Raw genomic sequence first — 24,962 nt, 5'->3', positions numbered from 1 at the left:
CTCATCTCACCCGCTCAAAAGCATCCATCTGAAACGGCTTCAAGTTATCTGGTTCACTGAGTTCAAGCACAAAATTTTATACTTTCTTAAAAAAAAGAACAACTGCCATTCTAAAAAAATGGCAGTCGTTCTTAACTTACTATATCCATAGCCCAACTACGGGCTTCTAAATAACATTTATTTAACGTAGCGTGATCGATACCAATAGCCTCTGCCCCCGCAATTATGTCATCCCACCTCACTTCATCACAAGCTACGGAAAGGTCTAGATAAGGAGTCATATCGGTACGTTTCCCCGAAAGCGTGTCTACTATTTCATCCGAAAGTGGAAGTTCTTGAAGTAAATGATTCATCTTCTGATGCAGCAATGTGTCGATTAAAGAAAACATTCCTACTAAAAAATATTCAGAGGAGTTACGCAAAAATCGTTTTTTAGCCAATAACTCACAAAGCTTTGCCCGGAATAAGGATGCTTCAATAAGAGCCATTCCATCTCCATTAGAATTTGTTTTCGACTCTCTTAACATTAATACATATAACCAATGTTTCAATTCTTCTAATCCCAACATCACTACCGCTTGTTTAATGGAACGAATTTTAGATTTTTTTCTAGCGGCTGGTGAGTTAATAATTTTCAAAACTTTGAAGGAGAGTGACACATCGCGCTCGATTTCCTCAGCTATTTGTTCAATAGAAGAAAATCGGTTACTCAGCAAGCTAATAATTCGAAAATATTGTGCCATATTAGCAGGGATGTCAGTCCCTTTAATAATTTCAGGTTTGGCAAAAAAGTATCCCTGAAATAATCCGTATCCAGCCTCTTTTGCATCATAAAATTCTTCTCGAGTCTCTACTTTTTCAGCTAAAAGTACAATATGAGGATAATTTTTCTTCACAATTTTTTCAATAACTTGTCTCTCAGAAGGTTTGCTCAAAATAAAATCAACCTTGATAAAATTAACTAAACTAAATAACTCATCATACAACTTTATATTTTTATGTAAAATAAAATCATCTAAAGCAAGTAAAAAACCTAACTTTTTAATATATTTAAGCTTCTGAATTAAAGATGGTGTTATTGGAATATCCTCTAAAACTTCCACAACTATGCGTTTAGGAGGAATCTTATCAAATACTGTATTGTCTAATAAATTTTCAGTAAAATTAATAAAACACAATTTTTCTCCCACGAGGTTATTTATGCCTATAGTCAAAAATGAATGAGTTAATACCTCTAAAGTCGCTAAATCCCCATCTACAACCGGAAATGCATTAGTGTCACTATCACGATATAATAATTCGAAGGCAAAAATATGCTCATTTTTTGTAAAGATAGGCTGTCTCGCCACGAAAATATCCATCCAAACTCCTCAAATCCATAAATATTCAATAGATCTATTGTAGCAAATCTTTCCAAGAATATCGATATATTTTCTATTAATTTCCTATGGATGACAGATAACTTAGAACATGATATGTTTGATAATGGGGAGAGAATAGTTGAAAGGGGAGAAATATTAATGGAATCCATCCGTTATATACAACAGGGTAATTTAGCATATGTCACTCTAAATAGACCAGAAGCATTAAATGCATTTAACTATGAGATGCTTCGTAAACTTGGAGATATTGTAGAATCTATCCGCATTAATCCAGATATCCGTGTAGTTATTTTCACAGGCGCAGGAGAAAAATCATTTAGTGTTGGCGCAGACTTAAAGGAACGAAAAACATTAACTGATCAACAAGTGAAACGTAATATATATAAAATTGGTGAAGTATTTACTGCAATTGAAAACCTTCCACAACCAACAATAGCTATGCTAAATGGCTATGCTTTTGGGGGCGGAACAGAATTAGCACTTGCCTGTGATTTTAGAATTGCCTCAGATGATATTCAACTTGGTTTAACTGAGACAAGTTTGGCAATAATTCCAGGTGCCGGTGGAACACAACGTCTCCCAAGACTTATCGGAGAATCGAAAGCATTAGAACTAATTTTAACTGCTAAAAGACTAAAAGCCGAAGAAGCAATATCCTATGGACTAGTAACAAAGGTAACAACAAGGGAAACGCTGTTGGAAGAAACAGAAGCATTTGCAGCACTGATGCTTGCAAATGGACCGATTGCATTACAACAAGCTAAGTTTGCGGTGAAGCACGGGATGAATGTAGATCTACAAACTGGTCTAAGTATTGAAAGAAAAGCCTATGAAGTCACTATACCTACAGAGGATCGATTAGAAGCACTACAGGCCTTTGGAGAAAAAAGAAAGCCTGTTTTTAAAGGAAATTAAATTTATCCAAGAATAATTAGCAGCAACACACTACTAAAGAAATCAATTTTATCAGTTAGTACTTTGAAGTATTATGAACACTGAGATTCATGGTCAGAGAACCAGATAAGTTGGTGTCAATAATTTGCAAAGGTAGGTTAAGATTTTTTTGATTTCTTTGATACTCGGACTAAAACTTGGTATACTGAAGGCATAAAATAGATACAATATAAAAACCGCTTAGATGTGCAACCATCTAAGCGGCAAAATAGAATGATTCCCTGCAAGGGGAATGGCACGACAGACAAAAGTAATCCAACCGAGCGCTAACTCATAGGTGGATTACTTTTTCCGTGTCATTGAAAAGCTAAGCGTAATAAGAGCTACTAGTAGCGAAGAAAAACTAATCATTATTACAAGCGATTCGAAAACAGTCAAAAGCAACACCCCCTTTCTGTCTATAATTCAGTGACAGAAAGAATAAAACAAGTGCCAACCACCCATGAGTTTATCAATCTATTTCCTCTATTATACCACACACACGTTCTATAACATCAGAATTAACAGACATATTAGTAATTAAAATCCACCATTATCAGCTAGCTTATCCTTTAAATACATTCTTATAAAAAAGGATAGATAAACTGCAACAAATTCGCAGTTATCCATCCTTTTTTAGTTATTTTTTCAGCTCATTCTCTTTCGAAGTGACTTCGTTTATATCTTTGAAATCAGGTTCTTCACCGAATTCAGTTCCATATTGAAGATTTCGAGAACTTTGCCTGCTGGTGCCAAACTCTTCTTCACCCTCAGTTCTAAATAAAAGCGGAATGCAGATTAAGCCACTTATGCCAACCAATGCATAGATCACTTTAGAAAAAAGTGCAGTCTGCCCGCCGAAAATAGAAGCAACTAAATCGAATTCGAAAAAGCCGATCAATCCCCAGTTAATTGCACCAATTATAACGAGGGCTAAAGCAAGCCGATGTATAAATCCCATTGATTAACTCCTCCTTCATTAGTTGTATGAATGATAGCGACGATATGGGATAACATATCGTAAACAACTAAGATTCGCTCTTATCTTTTACCATAAGTAACGAATCATACATGAAGAGAAATTCCATTATTATTTTGTCCTAGAAGAACTGCAAAATTAGGCGACTGTTTTCATTTTATCCTTTTTCATAAATTCCATTTTCGTTTCAGAAATAAGAATAGCTAAAAGGATAAGCAATGCACCGATAACCATTCTGCTCGTCATGATCTCACTCAGGATGATAACGGAAAAAACCATTCCCCAAAAAGATTCAGTAGCTAAAATAATTGCCGCCTTTGTTTCAGTTATGTATTTTTGAGCCACTGTTTGCATTAGAAAAGCAATGGTTGTGGAGAAAATTCCTAAGTACAACAGATTCATCATACCCTCAGTTTCCATAGAAAAGCTTGTCTCTCCTCTAAATAACACGACTATACAACCAATTACTGCCGCCGTAACCATTTGTACAATAGTTAGCACAACAGGATCTTCCGTCTTAACAAACTTAGCAGTATAAAAAATATGAAAAGCAAAACCTACCGCACAGCCTAAGGTCAATAAATCCCCAACATTCACGTTAGATGATAATTTTAACGATAGTACAGCAATACCAACAATAGCGAGAATTGCACCAGTTAGTTCGTACATATCAATTTTTCTTTTATATAGAAGAAATCCTATAAAAGGGACGATAACCACGTTCACAGCCGTTAAAAATGCATTTTTTGATGGTGTTGTGAATTGCAAACCCACTGTTTGAAGAGCAAAAGCTATATATAAAAATATCCCTAACACTGCTCCTTTAATCAGCGTGCTTTTCTTTAGTTTATTTAGCTTCTTGAAAAATATAAGACTTAATATAACCGCTCCGATTAAAAACCTACCTGCTAAAATCTGATACGGCGTATAGTGTTCCAAAGCCACCGCACTGGCCACAAACCCACTACCCCAAATAATCGCCGTAAGAACTAGCAATATTTCTCCGATGTATTTAAACATTATTTCCACCAACCTTTTTTCACTAAAACTAGTATATCGCAAAAATTCAAAAAAAAGCGCCTTCTTCTACAAAATTTCTATTGTAGTGGAAGTCGCTTAGTTAATTAGGAAATACTTTCTTGTAAACTTTGTTTTACACTTTGCAATGTCTCTTTCTTTTGAATTAACCGTACAAAAATATTATTAGCAAGAAGGGACAGTATGATAAATCCTACTCCTATAATTTCAAAGGCAGATATATGGTTTCCTTGAATACTCGAAATAACAAGCGTCGTTACAGGAACAAAATTAATAAACAACAAAGCATTTAAAGGTGATAGAATACTAACTCCAACATTCCAACCTACTAAGGCAATAACTCCTGGAAAGATAATCATGAATAGTAGATGAGGAGTAACTGCTTGAACCGTATCAACTGTCGGTATGGAGACGTATCCTATCATTGTCGCAATTCCTACAATGATTACTGCAGAAAGCGTACCTAGCAAACAGCTTAATGTCGAGTAACGAAGGACAGACCAACCTCTAAATTTGTCTCCACCCATCGTATACACAACCCATCCTACTACTGCGATTAATATAAATAAGGATGGAATAATATTATTAGTTGCAGTAAGAAAGGAACCTATATTTCCTTTCGTAATAACAAGTATCGCTCCAACGAAAGAAACCACAACACATAATAATGTAAATGAATAAGGACGGCGTCTATAAAATAACCAAACGATAATAATAGAAATCATCGGCATCAATGATTCCATAATAGACGCAACCATTACACCTGGCTCTCCTAGTAAATCCTCACCCCAGAAAATAAGTAAATTATAAACGGTAAATGCCATTGTGCCGAAAAACCATAATAGCGTCCCTTTCCCCTCCATTCGAAACGCCTTTGGTCCTTCCTTCCATAATAAAAGAACGACTAAAATAATGGAAACTGCTCCATACCGGAAAATAGTAAAGTAAAACGGATCAATATATGTAAAAGCATGATGTGCAACTGGAAACATTGCTCCCCACGATACACTTGCGATAAAACATAGAAAAGCTCCTAAAAAAATATTGTTTTTCATAAATAAGTAATCTCCTTCTCGTATTCCCTTACCTATTAAACGTCAAAAGTACCTATCATGTAAAATGATTATTTTTGATGTTATATATCACTTTTAGTGATACCATAAAATATACAAAGGAGGAGTTACAAGATGGAGCTAAGAGACTTAGAAATATTTCAACTTGTTGCTCAAAAAGGAACCGTCACAGAGGTTGCGAAAGAACTTAGTTATGTTCAGTCAAATATTACTGCCCGTATAAAAAAACTTGAAACAGAGTTAAACACACCATTATTTAATCGACATAATAGAGGAATGAGCTTAACTCCTGAAGGAAAGAAGCTATTAGTATATTGCGAACAAATCTTATCGCTAACCAAAGAAATGAAAAAAGTGGTACAAAATAAAGACCAACCGTCTGGTAAGTTAGAAATTGGGACAATCGAAACTGTCATAAAACTGCCAACCATTTTATCTACCTTTACTAAAAAGTATAAGGAAGTAGATCTCTCTCTTTTCTCAGGTGTCACAGAGAAGCTACAGGAGAAAGTATTAAATCATCGATTAGACGGAGCTTTTGTCACAGAAACCACTCCACACCCTGAGCTTGTCTCCCATAATGTCTTTCAAGAGGAGCTTGTTTTAATATCCAATAAGAATACAACATCCTTGGAACAACTGAAAAATGAACCCTTTTTATGTTTTAACAAAGGATGTGGATATAGAGCAAGATTAGAAGCTTGGTATAAGGATGAAAATATAGTTCCTAAAAAAGTAATGGAGTTCGGAACATTAGAAACGATTTTAAGCAGCGTTGTCGCAGGTTTGGGCATCACCCTAATCCCCAAATCAGCAGTTTCACACTTAGAAGCGCGTGGACTTATTCAATGTCATTTAATACCGACCAAATATAGTGAAATTAAAACAGTATTTATTAGACGGTCAAACACTTATTTAACAACGACGGTCGAAAAATTTATCGAAACTATTGAATTGAGTAAAGGAGAAACCTCTGAACTATTATCATTTTAGAATAATGAGAGGATGACAAACGAAAAGCCCAAACTAAAATTAAGCGTCATCTACTAAAATCTAGAGATGACGCTTTTGCTTATATAGCAAAATCAGAGCCTGCTATGATTTCATCGGAGGATTTAAGGAGCAATTCTTTCATAACAAAAGGACCACGATTTTTGTTGTACGTATGCACAATTTGATATCCAATATGATACCCAATCCATTTCGGAAACGGTGTGTTAGTTTGACCAAATAGGAAGAGCTGATGATTTTTAATCCCCTTTATCTGTAAGGCGTGAACAAAATGCCTTTTCCATATTTTACTTACCTCTTCTAAATCATACATACTTGCCCATGGTGCTAACCACTTTTTTCCGTACAATTGCTTAACCGCAAACTCTCCAAGCCCTTCGACAATAATCGATTCATTTAGAGAAATAGCTGCTGGTGGAAAATCTATAAATTTTAATCTACATACGTGGTTATACTCATGTGCTACTAATGCTTTAACCTCTTCTTTTGTTAAATCTGGGGATACGAAAAGAAAAAGCACTTTTTTATAAGCGATACCATTTTTACGTGGGAAGTCCTTGCTTCTCTGCTTGCTCTCTTTTTTTATCGGGAAAATATAAATGGAAACCTTTGGACCATCCCATAATTCTCGCAAATATTTATATTCTTGTTTCACGATATCCCAAATATTTTTGACTTCTAATTCTCGCAGGATTTTCTTTATAGATTTCCATTCAGTTGGTTCAAATAAACCGTTTTTTAAAAGTTCATATTGTATGACCTCTGAATTTATATCTGGGAAAAACTTCATAACTGGATCGCATATAATCTCTCGTTGTAAAGTCTCCACCCCTCTGCCATCTTGTTCTTCGCATCTTTCCACAAATGTAAATAGCATATTTCTCGTTTCTTTGACCGACATAGATCCTCTCCTTTTTCGTCTTATAGCATATGTTTCTATTTTTTTTTAGCCACAGAGGCATAGACAACTGTCTCTAGCAAGTCCTCATTGCAAACATAAACTAATAGAACATACCTGTATGTAGTTTTATAGAGAGGAGGACTAAAGATGAATCAAAATGAATTATATAATCTCTGTTGTAGATATCATGGAAAAAGGGTAAGAATTACAGATAGAGAAGGTCGAGTACATCTTGGCGAAGTTACAAGAGTAAATAGAAATATGGTCTGGATTCGACCTGATGAGGAGCTTGGTGGTTATGGGCTAGGATTTTTCGGCTTTGGAGGATTTGGCTTTGGCTTCGGTATTGCACTTGGTGCAATTACCGGTATCGCACTAGCTTCCGCATTTTTCTGGTAAATAAGAATAAACGGACAAAAGACATGCCCGTTCTTTAAGGTCAAAACCTGTTTCTATCGTTTTCGAAGAACTTTGGACAGACATGTTTGCTATAAGATTACCGAATGATTTTTTTAGGATGCTAGTTTGGTTGTGTCGTTTGTCACAACCAAACTAGCATCCTTTTTTTCGGTAATCTTATGGCGTTTGTTTATCCCTCGTCCTCCTACAACTCTTAGAAACAGGTAAGTACTTTTTGGATAACTAGAGAAAAAATACTTACCTATTCAAAGAGATGATGACAGTCTAAGTGCGCGACATCGAGGTGCTCCTGCGCAAAGCTAGAAATATTTCGCAACGACTGCCTGACCCGCATCGTGCGGGTCCCGAAGATGCAATTTCGTTCGCTATTTCGCTTCTTTATAGGCAAACACTTACTACTCCTCGTGGCGCTCTTAGCCTTTGTTCTCCACCTGAAACGGAAATCAACTGTATTAATCATTCTTTTAAGTCTAATGAATCCAGTATACATGGTACATTTTATATACTTCTTATCTTTAGTAAAGATAGGTTGCAGCCTCTCTACGTTTAAAATTATGCTAGTGCTTGCGTTAAATCCTCTAATAAGTCTTCTACATCTTCAATTCCTACTGAAATTCGGACAAGCCCGTCTGTAATACCAAGCTCTGCACGGCGCTCGCTTGGGATAGATGCGTGTGTCATTCGAGCTGGAACAGAGATTAAACTCTCCACTGCGCCTAGACTCTCTGCAAGTGTAAAGTAATGCAGCTTCGCTAAAAGCTCATCTGCTTTCTCAGCACTTCCAACATCGAAGGATATCATCCCACCGAAGCCTGTCGTCTGTTTCTTCATCAACTCATGTCCAGGATGAGTAGCTAATCCCGGATAAAAAACGTTAGAAACAGCTTCATGGCTATTCAAAAACTCTGCAATTCGTTGTGCATTTGTATTATGCTCTTCCATCCGAATACCAAGTGTTTTAATACCACGCATTAGTAGCCAAGAATCCTGAGGTCCGAGAACCGCTCCAACTGAATTTTGTACAAAATGTAAATCGGTAGCTAGCTGTTCAGAGTTTACAACGACAAGACCGGCTACTACATCACTATGACCACCCAAATACTTTGTCGCACTATGTACGACAATGTCAGCGCCAAGTGCAATTGGTTGTTGAAAATATGGCGTCATAAACGTATTATCCACAATTGTTAATAATCCTTTTTCTTTCGCAAACTTAGCAATCGCTTCAATATCTGTAATTTTTAATAATGGATTTGTAGGTGTTTCCAAGAAAATAGCTTTTGTATTTTCGGTTATGGCCGCTTCTACATTCGATATATCTCCAGTATCCACGAAAGTCGCTTCAATTCCAAAGCGATTCAACACTTTAGAAATAACACGGAAAGTCCCACCATATACATCATCTGTTAATATAACATGATCGCCTTTGCCAAAAAGCATCATAACGGAGCTTGTTGCAGCCATTCCAGATGCAAAAGCAAACCCGGCCACTCCACCTTCCAGCTCACTGATTAATACTTCTAAAGCATGACGAGTAGGATTTCCAGTACGTGAATATTCATAGCCTTTGAATTTACCTACTGCTTCTTGTTTATACGTACTTACTTGATAAATAGGTGTCGATACCGCTCCAGTTGCCTCGTCTCCAACAATTCCCGCATGTATTAATTTCGTTTTAGCGCGCATTTTTATGCCTCCCTGAATAATTCATAGACCTTCTGACTTAAATATCGTTCGCTCGAATCCGGAAAAATCGTAACAATATGACTTCCCTCAACAGCTACCTCTGCTTCCTTCAACGCACCATGAAAAGCAGCTCCAGACGAACTTCCGACTAGTAAACCTTCATTTTTTGATAGCGCTCTTAATTGTTTAAATGCATCCTCATCACTTACGGTATGGATTGCATTAAAATAGGCAGTATCCATGAAGTCCGGTAGAAACTCCATACCAATTCCTTCTGTCACATGAGATCCAGATTCTCCACCATTTAAAATGGATCCAACCGGCTCTACAATAACTGTTTTAATCGATTCATTTTGCTTTTTTAAATATGTTGAGGTACCCATAAATGTTCCACCTGATCCAGCACCAGCTACAAAGACGTCAATTTTACCATCTAAATCTCTCCATAATTCAGGTCCTATCGACTTCGAATACGTATCCGGATTTGCAGGATTAGAAAATTGAGAAGGAGAGAAAGCATTTGCCGTTTCAGCCACTAGGTCTGCCGCTTTTTTTATCGCTCCCTGCATGCCTAATGCTGTATCTGTATTGACGATCTCAGCTCCTAATGCACGCATCAATGTTTGCTTTTCCACACTAAATTTCTGTGGAACAACAAAAATAACTTTATATCCTTTTCCAATAGCAGCCAAAGCAATACCAATACCAGTATTACCTGCTGTTGGTTCTATAATGGTACCCCCTGGTATAAGCTTCCCTGACTTTTCTCCATCTTCAATTAAAGATAAGCCCAGTCTATCTTTCACACTGCCGCCTGGGTTGAGATATTCAAGCTTGGCGAATATACGGCAATTATTTGGAATTGGGATATGCTTTATTTCAACTACAGGTGTATTGCCTATTAAATCTTGTACACTACTAAATATATTCATTATGCTTCCTCGATGTATATTTGACGCCATTCATCTTTTTTAGCTAGCATTTCAGAAGCGATTTCTTGTGCACCTTCTAAGCTGTGGCTTGCTGCCCAACCACATTGCACTTCATTGCAGGCTGGAACCTCAGTTGCATTTAGAACATCCTGTAATGTTTTTTCAAGAATTTCAAGAATTTCATCAAAGTTATCGTGATTGATGACAGATAAATAAAAACCAGTTTGGCAGCCCATTGGACTAATATCCACTACCTGATCTGTATGATTCCGAATATTTTCTGCCATTAGATGCTCTAAAGAGTGTAGACCAGGCATTTCCATATGTTCTTTATTTGGCTGTTTAAAACGGATATCGTATTTTAATATTTCATCGCCATTGTTTCCTACTTTCGTTCCTGCAAGGCGTACGAATGGTGCTGCTACTTTTGTGTGATCTAAGTTAAAGCTTTCTACATTCATTTTTTTCATGATTAATCGCTCCTTATTTTTTCGTTGCATCCATTAACCAAACATAATCATTCATTTTCACGAAACCTACTTGAAATCCTGCTTCCGTGAATAATTCTTCTAATATAGGTATAGTCGTATAGTATTCTCTTTCTAGGTCTTCTACTACATTTAAAAAGCCACGTTTTTTTTCCTTAGAAATCTGTGCTTGTTTGGCTTCCTTAGTAAGAAAAACAGTATCTGCAAAAACGAGCTTTCCATTCTCCGGAAGTAGGCTAGCATATTTTTTTAGTGCTATCCCCTTTTCTTCATCTGTCAAATGATGGAACACATACGTGCTTACAATTGCATCTATATGGTCATTTTCTACATTAAATTCGAGTAAATCCCCATCAATTAATTTAATAGAAGGAAAACGTTCAGCGGTTACTTCCAGCATCTTAGTATTAGGTTCTATACCGATAACGGTATTACCTGCTTCTAATAGCTTTGCCGTTAAATTTCCAGTGCCTGTTCCAAATTCAATAATAATACCAGAAACACGTTTAGCTACCTCATTTAAAATAGTTTCATAGCCTTCAAATACATCTCTATACTCTGGATCTTTTCCAGAAACGGACGCATCGTAAGAGTCTGCCCAACCATCAAAAATATCGACAAATTCTCTTCCCATTTTAAAACCCCTTTTTGAAACATATTATTCCTACTTGTATACTTTGTTTTAGGCTTAATATTAATAGTTATAACATATTCCAACAAAATGTCAAATAAAAAAAGCTTCTCTAATATAGAGAAACTCTTATTATTACACTGGGATAAAAATAGGAATTGCAATCATCATGGTAATGACTATAATTACTTGCCAAGGAGTCCTTGTCCAACTGCAAGTCATTTTGAAGGGATATTCCCACTGAGCTTGCAGTGGGAGTAAAGTTTGTTCAGTGATTAAAAATCTATGGATTGCACATAAGACCAATAGGGAAAATTTCTTTTACATGAACCACTTATTCTAGTTTGGTTAAAGAGGGTTTTTAAAATGATCCTGAAACAATATTCCCATTGAAAAGAACAACTCGTTTTTTCGACCTTCTAGCGACAGCTTCTGCTGAACAGCTGGCATCAACAAATACAACGCTTGCCTTATCGCCGACTTGTGGCCAAACTTGATTTCCTTCCTTATCTAAAGGAGTTATACCTCCCGTGATATAGCCTAACGATTGAGAAAGAGATAATTCGTCAACATGGTGGTAAAGTTCAGCTAAACGTCCAGCCTTCTCTAAATTATCCCCATTGCCAAATGGAGACCAGTGATCTGTGAGGCTATCTGTTCCTAGTTCAACTTTCACACATTTTTCTCGAAGCATTGGAATTGGCATAATAAGATTACCTATAGGTACTGATGAGGTAATTGATATACCTAGCTTAGCAAAGCGTTCAGCAAGTTCTGCAGAACCATCACTTGACTGTCCAGCAAATCCAAAGGCATGACTTACGGTTACTTTTCCATGCCATTTCGCCTCTTCTGTGAGATCTGCAAGACGGTTCATAGCTAACATTCCTAACGTGTCCCTGTCATGGAGGTGGATATCTATACCTGCATTTGCTTCTACTGCAATATCCATGATTATTTGTAATGATTTTTCGATATTATCATCAACACTACCTGGATCAACACCACCAACTATTGTTGCACCTTGCTTTAAAGCTTGTCTAACTTTGGCAACAGAATTAGAACGTAAAAGTCCATGTTGGGGAAAAGCCACAATTTCATGGGAAAGCTTTCCTGAAAAATTCTCTAGTGCTTGCATTGTTGCTTCTAGATTTGACAATCCAATAACCGGGTCTATGTTACAGTGAGTACGTACATGTGTCGAACCGAAACTAAGTAAAGTCTCCAATATTTTTTCCGCTCTGTACTGGGCAGTTGGTAAAAGTTTTGGCAGTAGGTCTTTTTCTTCATCGAATTTATCAAAAATACTTGTTGCTGGTTGTATTGCCTTCCATGGACCACCGTAATAAGTTTTATCGATATGTATGTGCATTTCCTTAAAAGTTGGTAACATTAGCATTTGGTTTGAATCATATTTTATTAGATCGTCATTTATAATCGTGTCGAAAGGAACTATATTCGTAATCTTGCCATCTTCCACTCGAATATGACAGATCTCTGTTAAAGTGCATGAAATTACACCATCTTCATATTTATAACCTTTTTCTAGTCGAACGTTTTTTATCCAATATTTTTCCATATTCTTCTCCTATCTATTAAGCATTTGTAATAAAAGTACCCAAAAATTGTAACAACTTCTCCGGAGCAGCCTGCTTCTACAAAAACCATATTTGAAACAGTTAAAGACCTATTTAATATAAAAAGGTGCTAAAACTCCATCACTCCGCTCCAGCATGAAGAAGTATTTTTTCGATTTCTTCAAAACCTCTATCTTTCGCATGTTGAAGCGGAGTGACTCCTTTTGAGTCGGATATGTTCACATCTGCTCCATGTTCAATTAATAATTTAATTGTTTCCTGGTGTATTTTGCCCCCTTCGCTTAGAACAATCGCTTCCATCATTGCAGTCCAACCTAAATTATTAACATGATTCACATCGATATCGGTGTTCTCTAGAAGTTCCTTTACTACTTCCACATAGCCATGTTCTGAAGCAGGAATAAGTGCTGTGCCACCGTATCTATTTAAAAGGTTTGGATTAGCACCCGCGTCAATTGTCATCCTTAAAATTTCTAAAAAGCCCTCTGCTCCTGCATATAAAAAAGGATTGTTTTTCATATCATCTTGAATGTCTAAATCTGCACCATAATCGATTAAGACCTTTACTGTTTCTGGATCGTTGGCATAAGTAGCAATCATGACTGCAGTTCTACCCTTATTGTCTATAATATTTATATCTAACCCTGACTCCGATAGACTCTTAATCTTAGATATATTTCCATGTTCTACTGCTTGAAAAAATTGTTCATTCATTTTGTCCCCATTTACCTCTGGAGTATTGTCAATTTCATTCGATTCTTTCGTGTTTTGACACCCTATTAAAAACAATGGAATTATGAATAGAAATAATACTTTTTTTAAAATCACCTTTTCTCCTCTTCCTACAAGGTATTTTTTCATATTTATACAGAAAATCGATAACCTGCACCCCATACAGTTTCAATAAACTGAGGATTTGCAGGGTCAATTTCAATTTTTCCTCGTATTTTTCGGATATGGACAGTCACAGTCGTAGTATCTCCCGTTAATTCAAGTCCCCATATTAACTCAAAAAGTTCTTCCTTACTAAAAACACGATTTGGACGCTTCGCAAGAAATGCTAGTAGATCAAATTCTTTACCGGTTAAATTGACTTCACTATTATTTACATAAACTCTACGTGATGTCTCATCAATTCTTAATCCTCTGATACATATTTCTTTTTTATCTTGTTGCTTATTACCACTTAAACGGTCATAGCGGGCCAAGTGTGCCTTTACTCTAGCAACAAGCTCACTTGGACTGAACGGTTTAATCACATAATCATCTGCCCCAAGACCGAGACCTCTAATTTTATCGATATCTTCTTTTTTAGCTGAAACGATTAAAATCGGTATATCCTTTACTTCCCGTACTTGTCTACAAATTTCAAAACCATCTACATGGGGTAACATAAGATCAATAATTATCAAATCATATTCAACGGTAAGCGCTTGTTCGAGACCAACCTTTCCTGAGTCAACTAGGTTAACCTCATAATCATTAATGACAAGATAATCTCTTTGTAATTCTCCAATGCTAGGGTCATCCTCAATAATTAAAATTTTTTTCAATCCGTTCACCTCTTTTTCTGACATATTTAAGTGTGAAGTAAATGTCCGTTCCTTTACCTAATTCACTCGTTGCCCAAATTTCTCCACCGTGCTCACAAATAATTTGTTTTGCAATGGCTAAACCAAGACCACTTCCACCTGTTGTAACATTTCGCGCACTATCCTCGCGATAAAATCGATCAAAAATATACGGAAGAGCTGTAGGTTCAATCCCATTGCCGTTGTCACTAATTTTAATCTCCATATTTTCACCTTTATGGGTTACAGAAATTCGTAAAATTCTTTCTTCATTTTTCATATGTTTTATGGAATTTTGAATAATATTGGCTAATACACGCCTTAATTTTTCCCTATCAGCTATCACTAACTCTTGAAAATTATCCATATGAACATTAAATTGTACTTGGATACCTTGTTCTTCAAGATCCCAGCTTAGTTCTTCAATAAAGTGCTCGATATAACGAACAATATTAATTTCTTCAAAGTTAAATTGGATCTTTCTTAGATCGAGCTTTGAAAAAAGAAATAAATCATCAATTAGGGAATCCATATCAGACGCCCTTCTGTAAATTGTTGAAAGATATTTGTCCATTTTTTGGGGAGTATCAGCAACTCCATCTTTAATCCCCTCTACATATCCTTTTATGGCCGTAATTGGAGTTCTCAAATCATGAGAAATATTTGAAATAAGTTCCTTACGGTTTTCTTCGTATTTTAACTGCAAGTCTACTGATTCTTTTAATTTTTGACGCATTTCTTCAAAAGCCATACTAAGCTGTCCAATTTCATCCTTTGTAATTGCAGTCATTTTAAAGTTTAAATTTCCTTCACTTATTTCTTCTGTCGCAAATTTCAATGAATCCAAAGGTTTTACAATACTTCTAGTAACCAAGTAATTAAGTATTCCGTTAGTTACAATTAATAAAAGGAGTAAAACACCAGCTAATATAGGAAATAGATTCTTTGATAACGCGGCATATGGGCTAACTTTCTTTATGACAAATATGCTACCTTCTTCTTTATCCTGATAATAAAAGTCAAATTTAACATAAGAAAAATAATATTTTCCTAAACTAATCGTATCTCTAACATTTATATTGGAAGGCTCAAAGGAAGGAAGGTCATTTGCACTTGTTATCGAGATTAGCCTATCTGTCTTATAAATCATTTCATCACCTTTAAGGATTATAAGACCAGCTGGTACATCTTTTAACATCTCATCATATAACTTTAAAGGACCTTCATTTAATAATTGATTTGGTTGTTTTTTCGCTAGATATTTTAAGTCCAAAAACACATTTTCTTCTTGTGCTGTTATCGGCTTATGCGTGTAATGATTTGCAAATAAGTGTTTTACACTACCTATATCCCCTGTAATCGCTAAAATCATCAACAATCCACTAATTATAAAAAGCCCCATTGTTACAACTAACATGGCTGTATAGGATAATAACATTCTCATACGGATTGACATGCAATCCCTCCTAAAGAGTAAAAATATTCGTATTATTATTCAAGTTTTGTGACAACTATCCGAGCCAACCTAAAAAGGGAACGGAAATCACCGTTCCACTTTAACTATATAGTAAATGTTGGTTTAAGTTCACCTTTATAAGATTCATGCTCAACGAATACAGTTATATCCTTGCCATCTTTGTCTTTACCAATTCTTTTATACGTAAACTTATTATTATTTAGTTCGGTAATTTCGAGAGTGGCACCATACTTATTATCTCCAACTGAAACATGGGCTCTAACTTTATTTTCGTGTACAATATCGAAGTAGCCATAATCTCCACGACTTTTGCCTGTTTCAATGTTGAAAAACTCATATTTATTTGTTTTGTCATCAAATTTTCCCAGACTTATAAACATCAAATTATATTCTGTTACATCATTGCCCTCTTCATCTAATACCTTTGTTCCATTCCAAAGTGTACTACCTAAAACTTTATCACCATCAACGTCTTTAACAATATCACCAGTAGTAGTGTTCAACTGCTTGTCAGGATCAGTAAAAGAAAGTTCTTTCTCTTTATAAGGAACATGTTCAACGAATATCTCTACGTCACTGCCGTTAGCATCTTTTCCCATTCTTTTATAAGTAAAAACATCTTCATTTAACTCTGTTATATCAACAACTGCCTGGTAATTCATCGACTCTGATATTAATATTCTCTTCGTCCCATCATTAGTGATAAAGAAAGTCCCATTATCACCACGACTTTCACTTGTCATAGCATCAAAAAATTCATATCTTCCTGTTTTTACATCGTATTTAGCAAGACCGATGAAGTTTGCGTTTTCTTTTGTTAAGTCATTATTATTTTTATCATACACTTTTGTTCCTTGCCAATTTGTGTCACTAAGAATACTAGCCATTTCTTGCCCATTTGTTACCTTATTTTCAGACTTGTTCTCCTCTTCTGCAGTTTTGATTTCATTACTTTGCGTTTCTCCCTCTTTTATAGCATTTTCATTTTCGTTTGTTTTTGATTGACAGGCTCCAAGTAGGCCTATACTTGCAATAAGTAATATTAGTAGCTTTTTCATCTTAATTCCTCCTGTTATCAATTTACATTTATTATTCGTCGACGTAATTATAGTGTATCCTTTAATACTTAACTCCCTGAAAACAAAGTCTTAAGAAAGTATTAAATGTTAATTAAGAAACAATATAATTTACAGGATGTGTTTTTCTTGAAAATAAAAAAAAGGAATTGCCGCAGCAACTCCTTACATTATTGAATAACAAACTTCCAGCATGTGTAGTCAGTTTGATGAATATTGTACCTAATGTTATACACAAATACTCAAGATGTCTTTATTGATTAAAAAGAGCCTCTCTTAAAGAGAAACTCCTTTCGAATTAGAATTACAATGGGAAAAAAATTGGAATTGCAATCATCATAATGATGAACATAACTATTTGTAAGGGAATTCCCGCCTTGATAAAATCAAAGAATTTATACCCACCTGCGGTCATTACTAACGCATTGGTTGGAGATGCTACAGGAGTTGCAAATGCCATGCTCGATGAAACAGCAATTGCGATTAAAAACGTATACGGATTTGCATCTAGACTAATGGCAGCGGTCATCGCTATAGGTGCAAATAAAACTGCTGTCGCCGTGTTGCTAATGAATTGACCGAATACCATCGTAACGAAGTAAATACCAGCCAACACACCCATTGCTCCAAACCCACCAAGGAGACTAACAATTCCCTCGGATAAGATAACCATACCACCCGTTTTTTCAAGGGCAGTTGCCATTGGAAGCATGGCAGCGATTAAAATAATACTCTCCCAGTTCATCTTGCCATATGCATCATCCATATTACGAAGACAACCAGTCATCACCATTAAAGTAGCGGCTAATAGAACAGAAATGACTGCTGGGAACACTTCAAAAACCATTAACCCAATCATAAATAACATAATAGCTCCAGCAACTGGTGCTTTTCCACTGGCAGCAGCCATACTGGCATGCTCTTTTGGCTGCCCTATAATCACAACATCTTTTACTGCCCTGGATAAAAGCTCAATCTCTTCCCAGGCACCTTGGACCAACAGTGCATCTCCAAATCTCAATCGTACATCAGCCATTTCAGTTAATACGTATTCTCCTTTGCGATTAATACCTAGTATATTTAAATTATATTTTTCTCGGAAACTAATGCTCCCAACCGTTTCATTTATCAGATTGGAATGCGGAGTTAATAATACTTCTGCAATACCTAATTGTTTTGAAACAAGCTCCTCTGCATTCGATTCCCCATCATCTACCTCTAAGTGAAAATCTTTCACAAACTGCAAGGTATTCTCAAGTGGACCTTGCACATATAGAAGATCCTTCGCCTCAATCATACTCGTCGGACCAGCCATTTCCTGATATCGAATAGGTAGAATATTCATCCCTTCCATCGATTTACGGTCAATTTTTAAAATTGCTAAATGATATTTTGCAGGGAGCTTTAACTCTGCAAGCTGTTTTCCAATAATTGAGGATTCTTCTACTACACGAATGCGATGCAAGTTACCACCTAACTCATAATCTGCTGCCAGTTGTTTCGGGGATAACTTATGCCCTTCACCAGCATTGTTTTTTCTTTTATCATCTGGCAGTACATATTTTCTAACAAATAGAAAATATAAAATACCTGTAGTTATTCCAATGATTCCAAGTGGAGTAATTTCAAAAAAACTAAGTTTCTCAAAACCATTATCTACAAGGACCTGGCTAACAATAAGATTGGCCGGAGTTGCAATTAGCGTCATCAGACCCGATAAGCTACTAATATAAGATAGGGGTATCAAATATTTAGACGGGCTACTATTAATACTGATGGCAATGCTAATCACAATTGGTAGCATTAAAGCAACTACCCCTGTATTACTCATAAATGAGCCAACACTACCTGTAATGATAAGTAACAAAACAAATAATTTTTTCTCGCTTTTCCCTGACCATTTTAACAATAAATTCCCTGCAGACTGTGCAAGACCTGTTCGAACAATCCCCGCACCTACAACAAATAGTCCTGCAATCATAATGACGACCGAATTAGAAAAACCAACGAGTGCCTCTGTCGGCTCTAACACACCTGAAATAACAAAAGCCAGTAACGCAAGTATCGCTACAAGATCCGCACGCACCCGGTTACTAATAAATAAAACAATACTTATCCCCAAAACGACAAATGTTATAGTTAATTGCATAATAGAGTAAATCCTTTCTTACATAATTCTCCCCTCATTATATAAGAAGTATGTGCAAAGTTCCCAACCGCAAGCACGACTAAAAAAATCAACATGAAGATATAAAAAGAGTCATAGATAAAAAGAAACCAGGTAATCATTAGTTAGAAAGCTCTAAGATTTTATCGTAAGCATTTAAAAACAGGTTTGGATCTGGATCTACTCCTAACTTTTTAGGAACATTAAAGTCGGACAGCAAAAAATGATGACTTGGCTGAACATCATGTCTAGCAAGAGAATGCTTGCAACAAGCTAGTGGACAGCCATCTATAGCAATAATTTCTCTTCCTGATTTTGCAGTCCGAACAAGCGGTTTAACATCTCCACCAACACCAGCAATACAAGACATTTCTGCGATATTCTCGCGATCCATCTTTAGAGCGATTAAGTTAGCTGTCTGAGCTGCTGAGGAACATCCAGAACAAGAATAAACAATAGGTAAATTCGATTTTTTCATCTGCACACTTCTCCTCACCTAGTCGAGAATAGTCCAATCTTACTCGACTAAATTTTATACTCCTTAGTTTAATACAAGTATTTTTTATCAGCAGTGATAAGCATCACTTTATTCTTTGGTTTATCGACAGAATTGAACTAACCTATACTTATTCTTGATAATCTGGATGGTTATGTCGCTTACATCCAAATAGATAACATGCTCCAGTAATTTCAGGCTCAAACTCTATTAAGGGGATATGTCCAGAAGAAATTCGGTCAACCATATACTCATATTCGTTCTTTTCTTCAAGTAATTGATTAATATGTTCTTCTTTATCGCTTTCTGTCCAATTTTCATCACATTCTTCTTCATGAGCAGATTTGATCTCTTCATCTTTTTGTAGAATAGATTCTTCTATTACTTCATTGATGCGGGTAATATCTTCTGTTTGAAATAGAGCGTAGACAAATCTGCTAATCCAATCAGGGGTTTTCCAGTATTCTTTCCACCCTTTTTCAAACCATTGAATCGCTTCGTTAAAGCAACCCAATTCAACATACAGATCAGCAACCGCAACCTCTCCTATGAAGTCATCTGCTTCTTCATAAAAAGCATCTAGTTTTTCTTTTGCTTCCGATTTCTTTTCAAGCTCAATTAAACATTTAACATGATAGAACATAACAACATCCGAATTTCCTGCAGCACGCAAGAAATTAACAGATGCCTCCTCTAATTCTTCTAAATAATATTTTGCGACTGCTAAATTTTGATAAGCTTCCTTGGATGGTTGAATGGAAATAGACTTTGAAAGTGCATCCGATGAAAGTTTCCACTTTTTTTGTCTAAGGTAAATTTCCCCTAATAAGCTATACGGAAAATAAGACAAAGGTTGCATTTGTATTACTTCTTTAACTAGTACAAGAGCTTTGTTATCATCTTCTACCTCGTAACTATACATCCAAGCTAGATTATTTAATGATTGAATATTTCTTGATTCCTTTGCTGCATGTCGAAAAAGTTCTAATGCCTTTTCATATTCATTTTGTTCAAATAGTTCAAGAGCCTTTTGATTAGTATTCAATTATTTTCCTCCATCCTGCAAAGGCCTTGGAAACGGCGAACATAGTTTTTACCGAAAGTTAAAAAGTGTGGTACTTCTGTATGGAACCCTAAAAACCAACGATATGCCACATTCGTCTCAATTTCCTTTATGGTTTGACGCATTGAACGAATTCCTAATACGTACTGAACAAAAGTCATTTTAAATAGAACAACCGGGTCAATACTTGGTCTACCGAAGGTAGAATACAGAGGTTCGACTAATGGATATATGAATGAAAAATCTATGGTAGCTTCAAGCTTTCGTACAAGATGATCTTGTGGTACAAGTTCATCAATCGTAATCATCTCTATTTGATCGCGTTCAACGTTTTGATTTTTAGTCATCATATCCATTCACCTCAATGTTTATTTAGAAAGTAGTTGGTTGTAGTGTAGGCGGCGACTCCTGCGGGAACAGCCCGAGTCTCGAGACCCCGCAGGAGCTTGCGACGAGGAGGCTTGAGCCGGGCCCGCGGAAAGCGTCCGCCGAAACGAAAATCAACTAACCCTAATTCGAAAAATACTAATTCTATTTTAAAAGAAAAAAGACTGTAGATAAACTCTAAATTTCTCGAGTTTGTCTACAGTCTGAAGCAAAACGAAAAATCGTTTTGCTTTTAATATACGCTTTTTAAAACTCGCTTAAATTCGAACTCTTCTTCTAAGAATGGATAATGATTACTTTGTTCAAAAATATGTAGTGATGCATCCGAAATTAACTCATTCATTTCTATTGAAAAATCCACAGGACATTGAGCATCATGCCTGCCGCATAGAATGATAGTTCTTGTTTTAACCGATGATAGTTGGCGAGTAACATCAAAAATTAGTTGCTCCCTACTAAAAAAATTTAGTCTATTGGCAGACACTTTTTTCATAATATTATCTGAAAAATATAAGTCATAATTTTCAGGTTTGAATAAAGATAATTGAGTTCTTTCTTTAGCCAACCTATTCCGCTCATCTTCTTCTAGGCTTGGAAGTTTTAAAAGTTCCAGCAATTCTTGCATCCTTTTAAAATTCGGATGTCCCTCATTATATATACACTTACTTGATGATGAGCTATATTCTCTTGCAGAAGAACCAACAAGAAAAAGAGATTTTAAAAAGGATGAAAAATGAATACCATATAGCACCCCAATCATTCCACCTGTAGAATGTCCTGCAAATGTCCATGATGGAAAACCCTTCACTTTTCGGATTTCTTCAAGGTCAAGCACTGCGTCAATCATACTTAATTCATAGCCATGCTCTGCTTTATCTGAACTTCCCGAATCCTTTAAGTTAACTAAAAAAACTTTACCAATGTCTGTAAATGTTTCGGCAAAGTAGTCCCCAGACTCATTAAACTCCGAATAGTGATGAGTTATACAAATAGGTTCACCCTCCCCTTTTACAAAAACCTCAAAGCGTCCACGAGAAGTCTCAATCATCTCTCTGTTCCATTTTGACATAGTAACTTCCTCCTTTGTAAACCTAACTATTTCTTATTCAACTATCCACTTACATCTTCTGTAGAAAACCCAAACTTAATTTGAATAATTTTTCCTATGGAATAAATTATTCCATATTGTCAGTCACTTCTATTTTCCTTTGAAGTCACCTTAAGCTTTGTTCTAGAGCACATTATTCTGTTCATACAATAAGGCATAGCCAAAGGAGTGTGTATTTAATGGAAGATTTCCAGAATCTTTCTACTCAATATGTACTTTTTAGTATTGGAGGTAATCTGAATGACAAATAATGAAAACAACAATGATCAAAAAGATCAAGATTCCAATGGAATAAGTACGCTAGAGCTTGCTGTATGGGGTGCATTATTAGCTACGCTGGGAGATGCAATATCTGCTATCGCAGCAGTTCAATCTTTGAAAGAAGAAAAACAAGAACAAAATAATAATAAAAATATGCAAAAACAGATTGATTATTTAACCAATGAAGTGAAATTACTAAAAAAACAAATAAATAATGGGAGGTCTTGGCATTCCTAGTGTTCTGATTGGTCATGATTTATCTTGCGAAACTGTTGCTCAGTTGGATCTCCAATCCTTCAATTGTAGATCCTTCGTAAATAGTTTTTTATAACAAAGTACACTAAGCATCATACTCGTAATGGCAGAGGAGCTAGTAAATACAAAAATGATTAATATTTGATAGCGAACCGCTTCTACTGGATCTGCTCCAGCAATAATCATTCCTGTCATCATACCCGGTAGTTGGACAAGTCCTACTGTTTTCATCGCATCAATTGTCGGAATCATACTGAATTTGACAGAACGTTTTAACACATCCTGAATTGCTTGACGACTCGTTGCACCGAGTGAAAGTAAGGTTTCAATTTCCCCTTTAGAGCTTTCCGTTTCTCGCTTTAATTGGGTTAAAAATAACCCGCACGCAACCATTGCGTTTCCGATTGTCATTCCACTAAGCGGGATAATGTACTGTGGCGTTGCTTCAATGATTTGCAAGCTTAGTAATAATCCCATCATGAGAATTTCCATCATAGCAATGGAGAGAATAATTCTCCATACAACTCCCGCCATGCCTTTTGCCCGTTTTGCTGCATTAAATGCTGCAACAATAATCATGACGCAAACAATTAGGATAATAAATAAAACATTTTCGGACTGAAATATAAATTGTAAAACATATCCGACAGCAAGTAACTGAATCGCTGCTCTAACCGTACCAATTGCAATATCCTTCTCTAAGTCAAGCTTTCGCCAGACTGATACAAGCATCGTAATAATGACAAATAGTAAAGTGAAACTTAATGCTAGTAAACTCATAGTATCACCTGTGTCGGGAAGCTAGCCTGGTCGCCAAAAAACTCAGAAGTCTTTAAATCACTAGCAAGTTTACCATCTTCCATATACCAAATACGCTCACTAATATTTTTTGCCTGCTCCGTATCATGCGTTACCCATATAAAAGCGATTTCCTCTTTTTGGTGAAGCTTGATTAATAGCTGTTCTACTACCTCCTTGCTCTGTTGGTCAAGAGAAGCTGTAATCTCGTCAAGAAGTAATATTTTCGGTTGTAACAATAAAGAGCGAACCAAAGCGATGCGCTGTTTTTCCCCACCAGATAGATCCCCTGCTTGTTTCTCCCAGTCTAATTCATCTAATCCTACTTCTTTTATCAACTGTCTTGCGAAGTCTTCCTCAAAAGGTCGATTATGTATTTTACTGCTAGTCATTAAATTATCTTTTATAGTTCCAGGAAGCATTATAGCTTGTTGTGCTACATAACATATATTCATACGCCATGTTCTACTATCTACGTCATTCATTAATTGACCGTTAAAGTATACCTCTCCGCTATCAACAGAATCTAATTTAGCTAGAATACGTAAGAGCGTACTTTTGCCTTGACCAGATTTACCAAGTAAAGCAATACGCTCTGGTCGATCGATAGTGGTATTTATATCAGAAAATAATTCTCTTTTTACCTGTGCATCCCAATGTTTTTTCGTCAGCTGCTTTACTTCAAATAATGGAATCATATATGTTCTTCCCATTCTTCTCTTAATATACCCATTCGAATAGAATCATAATAAATTCCATTATAGAATCGACATTTTCGTAGTCTTGCTTCCATCGTCATTCCTAATTTTTCACCGACTTTAATCATGCGTTCATTCCCAGACCAGGTTGTATAGCCAACACGCACAAGTGGCAATTCTTTAAATAGATGAGTAATCCACATTCGAAGAGCCTCTGTACCTATTCCACCGCTCCAGAAATGCGCTTCATAAATGACGATACCTATTTCTAACCAGAGTGACTCCTCATGCTCCCAGTAGTAACAGAGCGAACCAACTAATTTTCCATTTACATAAATACCCCACATATCTTCTTGATGGATCAATTGATCTTTCTTTTCTAAAAAATGTTCTAAAGTTGTAGGTATATGGGGATAATAGGGTGCGTCCCATTTTTTCCATTCTGGTGCATCTTCTTTTGCACTTAATTCCCAAAGTCGAACAAGCTCCTCTTCGATAATAGGACGAATCGTTACATCTTTCATCATTTAACT

The 24,962-nt window shown here is 36.0% G+C and carries 26 protein-coding genes and 1 pseudogene; 4 read left to right on the top strand and 23 right to left on the bottom strand.

Features of this window, described 5'->3' with window-relative positions; translation table 11 throughout:
- Positions 1 to 131: 131 nt before the first annotated feature.
- Positions 132 to 1,361 (bottom strand): EAL and HDOD domain-containing protein, encoded by a 1,230-nt coding sequence (locus MKY37_RS16240; RefSeq protein ID WP_340778706.1) that lies wholly within the window; start codon positions 1,359 to 1,361, stop codon positions 132 to 134.
- 159 nt (positions 1,362 to 1,520) lie between these two features.
- Between MKY37_RS16240 and MKY37_RS16235 the strand changes: the two genes are divergently transcribed.
- Positions 1,521 to 2,297 (top strand): enoyl-CoA hydratase-related protein, encoded by a 777-nt coding sequence (locus MKY37_RS16235; protein ID WP_340779961.1) that lies wholly within the window; start codon positions 1,521 to 1,523, stop codon positions 2,295 to 2,297.
- Between the two features lie 321 nt (positions 2,298 to 2,618).
- Here MKY37_RS16235 and MKY37_RS22415 read toward each other — a convergent pair whose 3' ends face one another.
- The 4 genes from MKY37_RS22415 to MKY37_RS16220 all read right to left on the bottom strand — a co-directional run bounded on the left by MKY37_RS22415 (position 2,619) and on the right by MKY37_RS16220 (position 5,387).
- Positions 2,619 to 2,723 carry a putative holin-like toxin gene (locus MKY37_RS22415; protein ID WP_370627182.1) on the bottom strand — a complete coding sequence of 35 codons (105 nt, stop codon included), beginning with the start codon at positions 2,721 to 2,723 and terminating at the stop codon, positions 2,619 to 2,621.
- A gap of 232 nt (positions 2,724 to 2,955) precedes the next feature.
- Positions 2,956 to 3,276 carry a DUF378 domain-containing protein gene (locus tag MKY37_RS16230; protein WP_340778705.1) on the bottom strand — a complete coding sequence of 107 codons (321 nt, stop codon included), beginning with the start codon at positions 3,274 to 3,276 and terminating at the stop codon, positions 2,956 to 2,958.
- Between the two features lie 156 nt (positions 3,277 to 3,432).
- Positions 3,433 to 4,314: a DMT family transporter gene (locus MKY37_RS16225; RefSeq protein WP_340778704.1), complete on the bottom strand. Its 882-nt coding sequence runs from the start codon at positions 4,312 to 4,314 to the stop codon at positions 3,433 to 3,435.
- Positions 4,315 to 4,418: 104 nt separating this feature from the next.
- The gene (locus MKY37_RS16220; RefSeq protein ID WP_340778703.1) at positions 4,419 to 5,387 is read right to left on the bottom strand and encodes a DMT family transporter; all 969 of its coding nucleotides are present in this window, start codon (positions 5,385 to 5,387) and stop codon (positions 4,419 to 4,421) included.
- Between the two features lie 132 nt (positions 5,388 to 5,519).
- On the opposite strand from MKY37_RS16220, the gene MKY37_RS16215 reads away from it, so the two are divergent.
- Positions 5,520 to 6,398, top strand: coding sequence for a LysR family transcriptional regulator (locus MKY37_RS16215; protein WP_340778702.1), 879 nt, complete (start codon positions 5,520 to 5,522; stop codon positions 6,396 to 6,398).
- 79 nt (positions 6,399 to 6,477) lie between these two features.
- Here the strand turns inward: MKY37_RS16215 and MKY37_RS16210 are convergent, their stop codons facing one another.
- Positions 6,478 to 7,317: a DUF2268 domain-containing protein gene (locus MKY37_RS16210; RefSeq protein WP_340778701.1), complete on the bottom strand. Its 840-nt coding sequence runs from the start codon at positions 7,315 to 7,317 to the stop codon at positions 6,478 to 6,480.
- 147 nt (positions 7,318 to 7,464) lie between these two features.
- Between MKY37_RS16210 and MKY37_RS16205 the strand changes: the two genes are divergently transcribed.
- A complete protein-coding gene (locus MKY37_RS16205; RefSeq protein WP_340778700.1) occupies positions 7,465 to 7,716 on the top strand; it encodes a hypothetical protein in 252 nt (83 codons plus the stop codon).
- A gap of 573 nt (positions 7,717 to 8,289) precedes the next feature.
- On the opposite strand, the gene MKY37_RS16200 is transcribed toward MKY37_RS16205, so the two are convergent.
- From MKY37_RS16200 to MKY37_RS16135, 14 genes and pseudogenes are all read right to left on the bottom strand, one after another.
- Positions 8,290 to 9,423 carry a bifunctional cystathionine gamma-lyase/homocysteine desulfhydrase gene (locus MKY37_RS16200; RefSeq protein WP_340778699.1) on the bottom strand — a complete coding sequence of 378 codons (1,134 nt, stop codon included), beginning with the start codon at positions 9,421 to 9,423 and terminating at the stop codon, positions 8,290 to 8,292.
- A 2-nt stretch (positions 9,424 to 9,425) separates the two neighbouring features.
- On the bottom strand, positions 9,426 to 10,355 hold the full coding sequence (locus MKY37_RS16195; RefSeq protein ID WP_340778698.1) for a PLP-dependent cysteine synthase family protein: 930 nt from the start codon (positions 10,353 to 10,355) through the stop codon (positions 9,426 to 9,428).
- Positions 10,355 to 10,825 carry an S-ribosylhomocysteine lyase gene (locus MKY37_RS16190; RefSeq protein WP_340778697.1) on the bottom strand — a complete coding sequence of 157 codons (471 nt, stop codon included), beginning with the start codon at positions 10,823 to 10,825 and terminating at the stop codon, positions 10,355 to 10,357. Before MKY37_RS16190 ends, MKY37_RS16195 begins: the two co-directional genes overlap by 1 nt.
- A 13-nt stretch (positions 10,826 to 10,838) precedes the next feature.
- Positions 10,839 to 11,477: a class I SAM-dependent DNA methyltransferase gene (locus MKY37_RS16185; RefSeq protein WP_340778696.1), complete on the bottom strand. Its 639-nt coding sequence runs from the start codon at positions 11,475 to 11,477 to the stop codon at positions 10,839 to 10,841.
- 358 nt (positions 11,478 to 11,835) lie between these two features.
- Positions 11,836 to 13,053, bottom strand: coding sequence for an amidohydrolase family protein (locus MKY37_RS16180; RefSeq protein WP_340778695.1), 1,218 nt, complete (start codon positions 13,051 to 13,053; stop codon positions 11,836 to 11,838).
- Between the two features lie 139 nt (positions 13,054 to 13,192).
- Entirely contained in the window at positions 13,193 to 13,897 is a 705-nt protein-coding gene (locus MKY37_RS16175) for an ankyrin repeat domain-containing protein (RefSeq protein WP_445323071.1), read from the bottom strand.
- Positions 13,898 to 13,935: 38 nt separating this feature from the next.
- On the bottom strand, positions 13,936 to 14,625 hold the full coding sequence (locus MKY37_RS16170; protein ID WP_340778694.1) for a response regulator transcription factor: 690 nt from the start codon (positions 14,623 to 14,625) through the stop codon (positions 13,936 to 13,938).
- Positions 14,603 to 16,099: a sensor histidine kinase gene (locus tag MKY37_RS16165; RefSeq protein ID WP_340778693.1), complete on the bottom strand. Its 1,497-nt coding sequence runs from the start codon at positions 16,097 to 16,099 to the stop codon at positions 14,603 to 14,605. The genes MKY37_RS16170 and MKY37_RS16165 overlap by 23 nt, the downstream gene beginning before the upstream one ends.
- A 104-nt stretch (positions 16,100 to 16,203) precedes the next feature.
- The gene (locus MKY37_RS16160) at positions 16,204 to 17,178 is read right to left on the bottom strand and encodes a DUF4822 domain-containing protein (RefSeq protein ID WP_445323052.1); all 975 of its coding nucleotides are present in this window, start codon (positions 17,176 to 17,178) and stop codon (positions 16,204 to 16,206) included.
- A gap of 322 nt (positions 17,179 to 17,500) precedes the next feature.
- Positions 17,501 to 19,345: an SLC13 family permease gene (locus MKY37_RS16155; protein ID WP_340778691.1), complete on the bottom strand. Its 1,845-nt coding sequence runs from the start codon at positions 19,343 to 19,345 to the stop codon at positions 17,501 to 17,503.
- A gap of 139 nt (positions 19,346 to 19,484) precedes the next feature.
- Positions 19,485 to 19,841, bottom strand: coding sequence for a putative zinc-binding protein (locus MKY37_RS16150; RefSeq protein WP_340778690.1), 357 nt, complete (start codon positions 19,839 to 19,841; stop codon positions 19,485 to 19,487).
- A 148-nt stretch (positions 19,842 to 19,989) separates the two neighbouring features.
- Positions 19,990 to 20,904, bottom strand: coding sequence for a tetratricopeptide repeat protein (locus MKY37_RS16145; RefSeq protein ID WP_340778689.1), 915 nt, complete (start codon positions 20,902 to 20,904; stop codon positions 19,990 to 19,992).
- A 26-nt stretch (positions 20,905 to 20,930) separates the two neighbouring features.
- A pseudogene (locus tag MKY37_RS16140) lies at positions 20,931 to 21,272 on the bottom strand (transposase); the annotation flags it as partial.
- Between the two features lie 269 nt (positions 21,273 to 21,541).
- Positions 21,542 to 22,378: an alpha/beta fold hydrolase gene (locus MKY37_RS16135; RefSeq protein WP_340778688.1), complete on the bottom strand. Its 837-nt coding sequence runs from the start codon at positions 22,376 to 22,378 to the stop codon at positions 21,542 to 21,544.
- Positions 22,379 to 22,657: 279 nt separating this feature from the next.
- Between MKY37_RS16135 and MKY37_RS16130 the strand changes: the two genes are divergently transcribed.
- On the top strand, positions 22,658 to 22,915 hold the full coding sequence (locus MKY37_RS16130) for a translation initiation factor 2 (protein ID WP_340778687.1): 258 nt from the start codon (positions 22,658 to 22,660) through the stop codon (positions 22,913 to 22,915).
- Between the two features lie 39 nt (positions 22,916 to 22,954).
- Here MKY37_RS16130 and MKY37_RS16125 read toward each other — a convergent pair whose 3' ends face one another.
- The 3 genes from MKY37_RS16125 to MKY37_RS16115 are packed head-to-tail and all read right to left on the bottom strand — an operon-like array spanning position 22,955 to position 24,953.
- A complete protein-coding gene (locus MKY37_RS16125; RefSeq protein ID WP_340778685.1) occupies positions 22,955 to 23,713 on the bottom strand; it encodes an ABC transporter permease in 759 nt (252 codons plus the stop codon).
- Positions 23,710 to 24,429 (bottom strand): ABC transporter ATP-binding protein, encoded by a 720-nt coding sequence (locus tag MKY37_RS16120; protein WP_340778684.1) that lies wholly within the window; start codon positions 24,427 to 24,429, stop codon positions 23,710 to 23,712. The genes MKY37_RS16125 and MKY37_RS16120 overlap by 4 nt, the downstream gene beginning before the upstream one ends.
- Positions 24,426 to 24,953: a GNAT family N-acetyltransferase gene (locus MKY37_RS16115; protein WP_340778683.1), complete on the bottom strand. Its 528-nt coding sequence runs from the start codon at positions 24,951 to 24,953 to the stop codon at positions 24,426 to 24,428. Before MKY37_RS16115 ends, MKY37_RS16120 begins: the two co-directional genes overlap by 4 nt.
- Between the last annotated feature and the right edge of the window lie 9 nt (positions 24,954 to 24,962).

Source organism: Psychrobacillus sp. FSL K6-2836 (assembly GCF_038003085.1).
In the GTDB taxonomy this organism is placed as follows: domain Bacteria; phylum Bacillota; class Bacilli; order Bacillales_A; family Planococcaceae; genus Psychrobacillus.
This window is presented reverse-complemented; position numbering and strand designations above follow the sequence as displayed.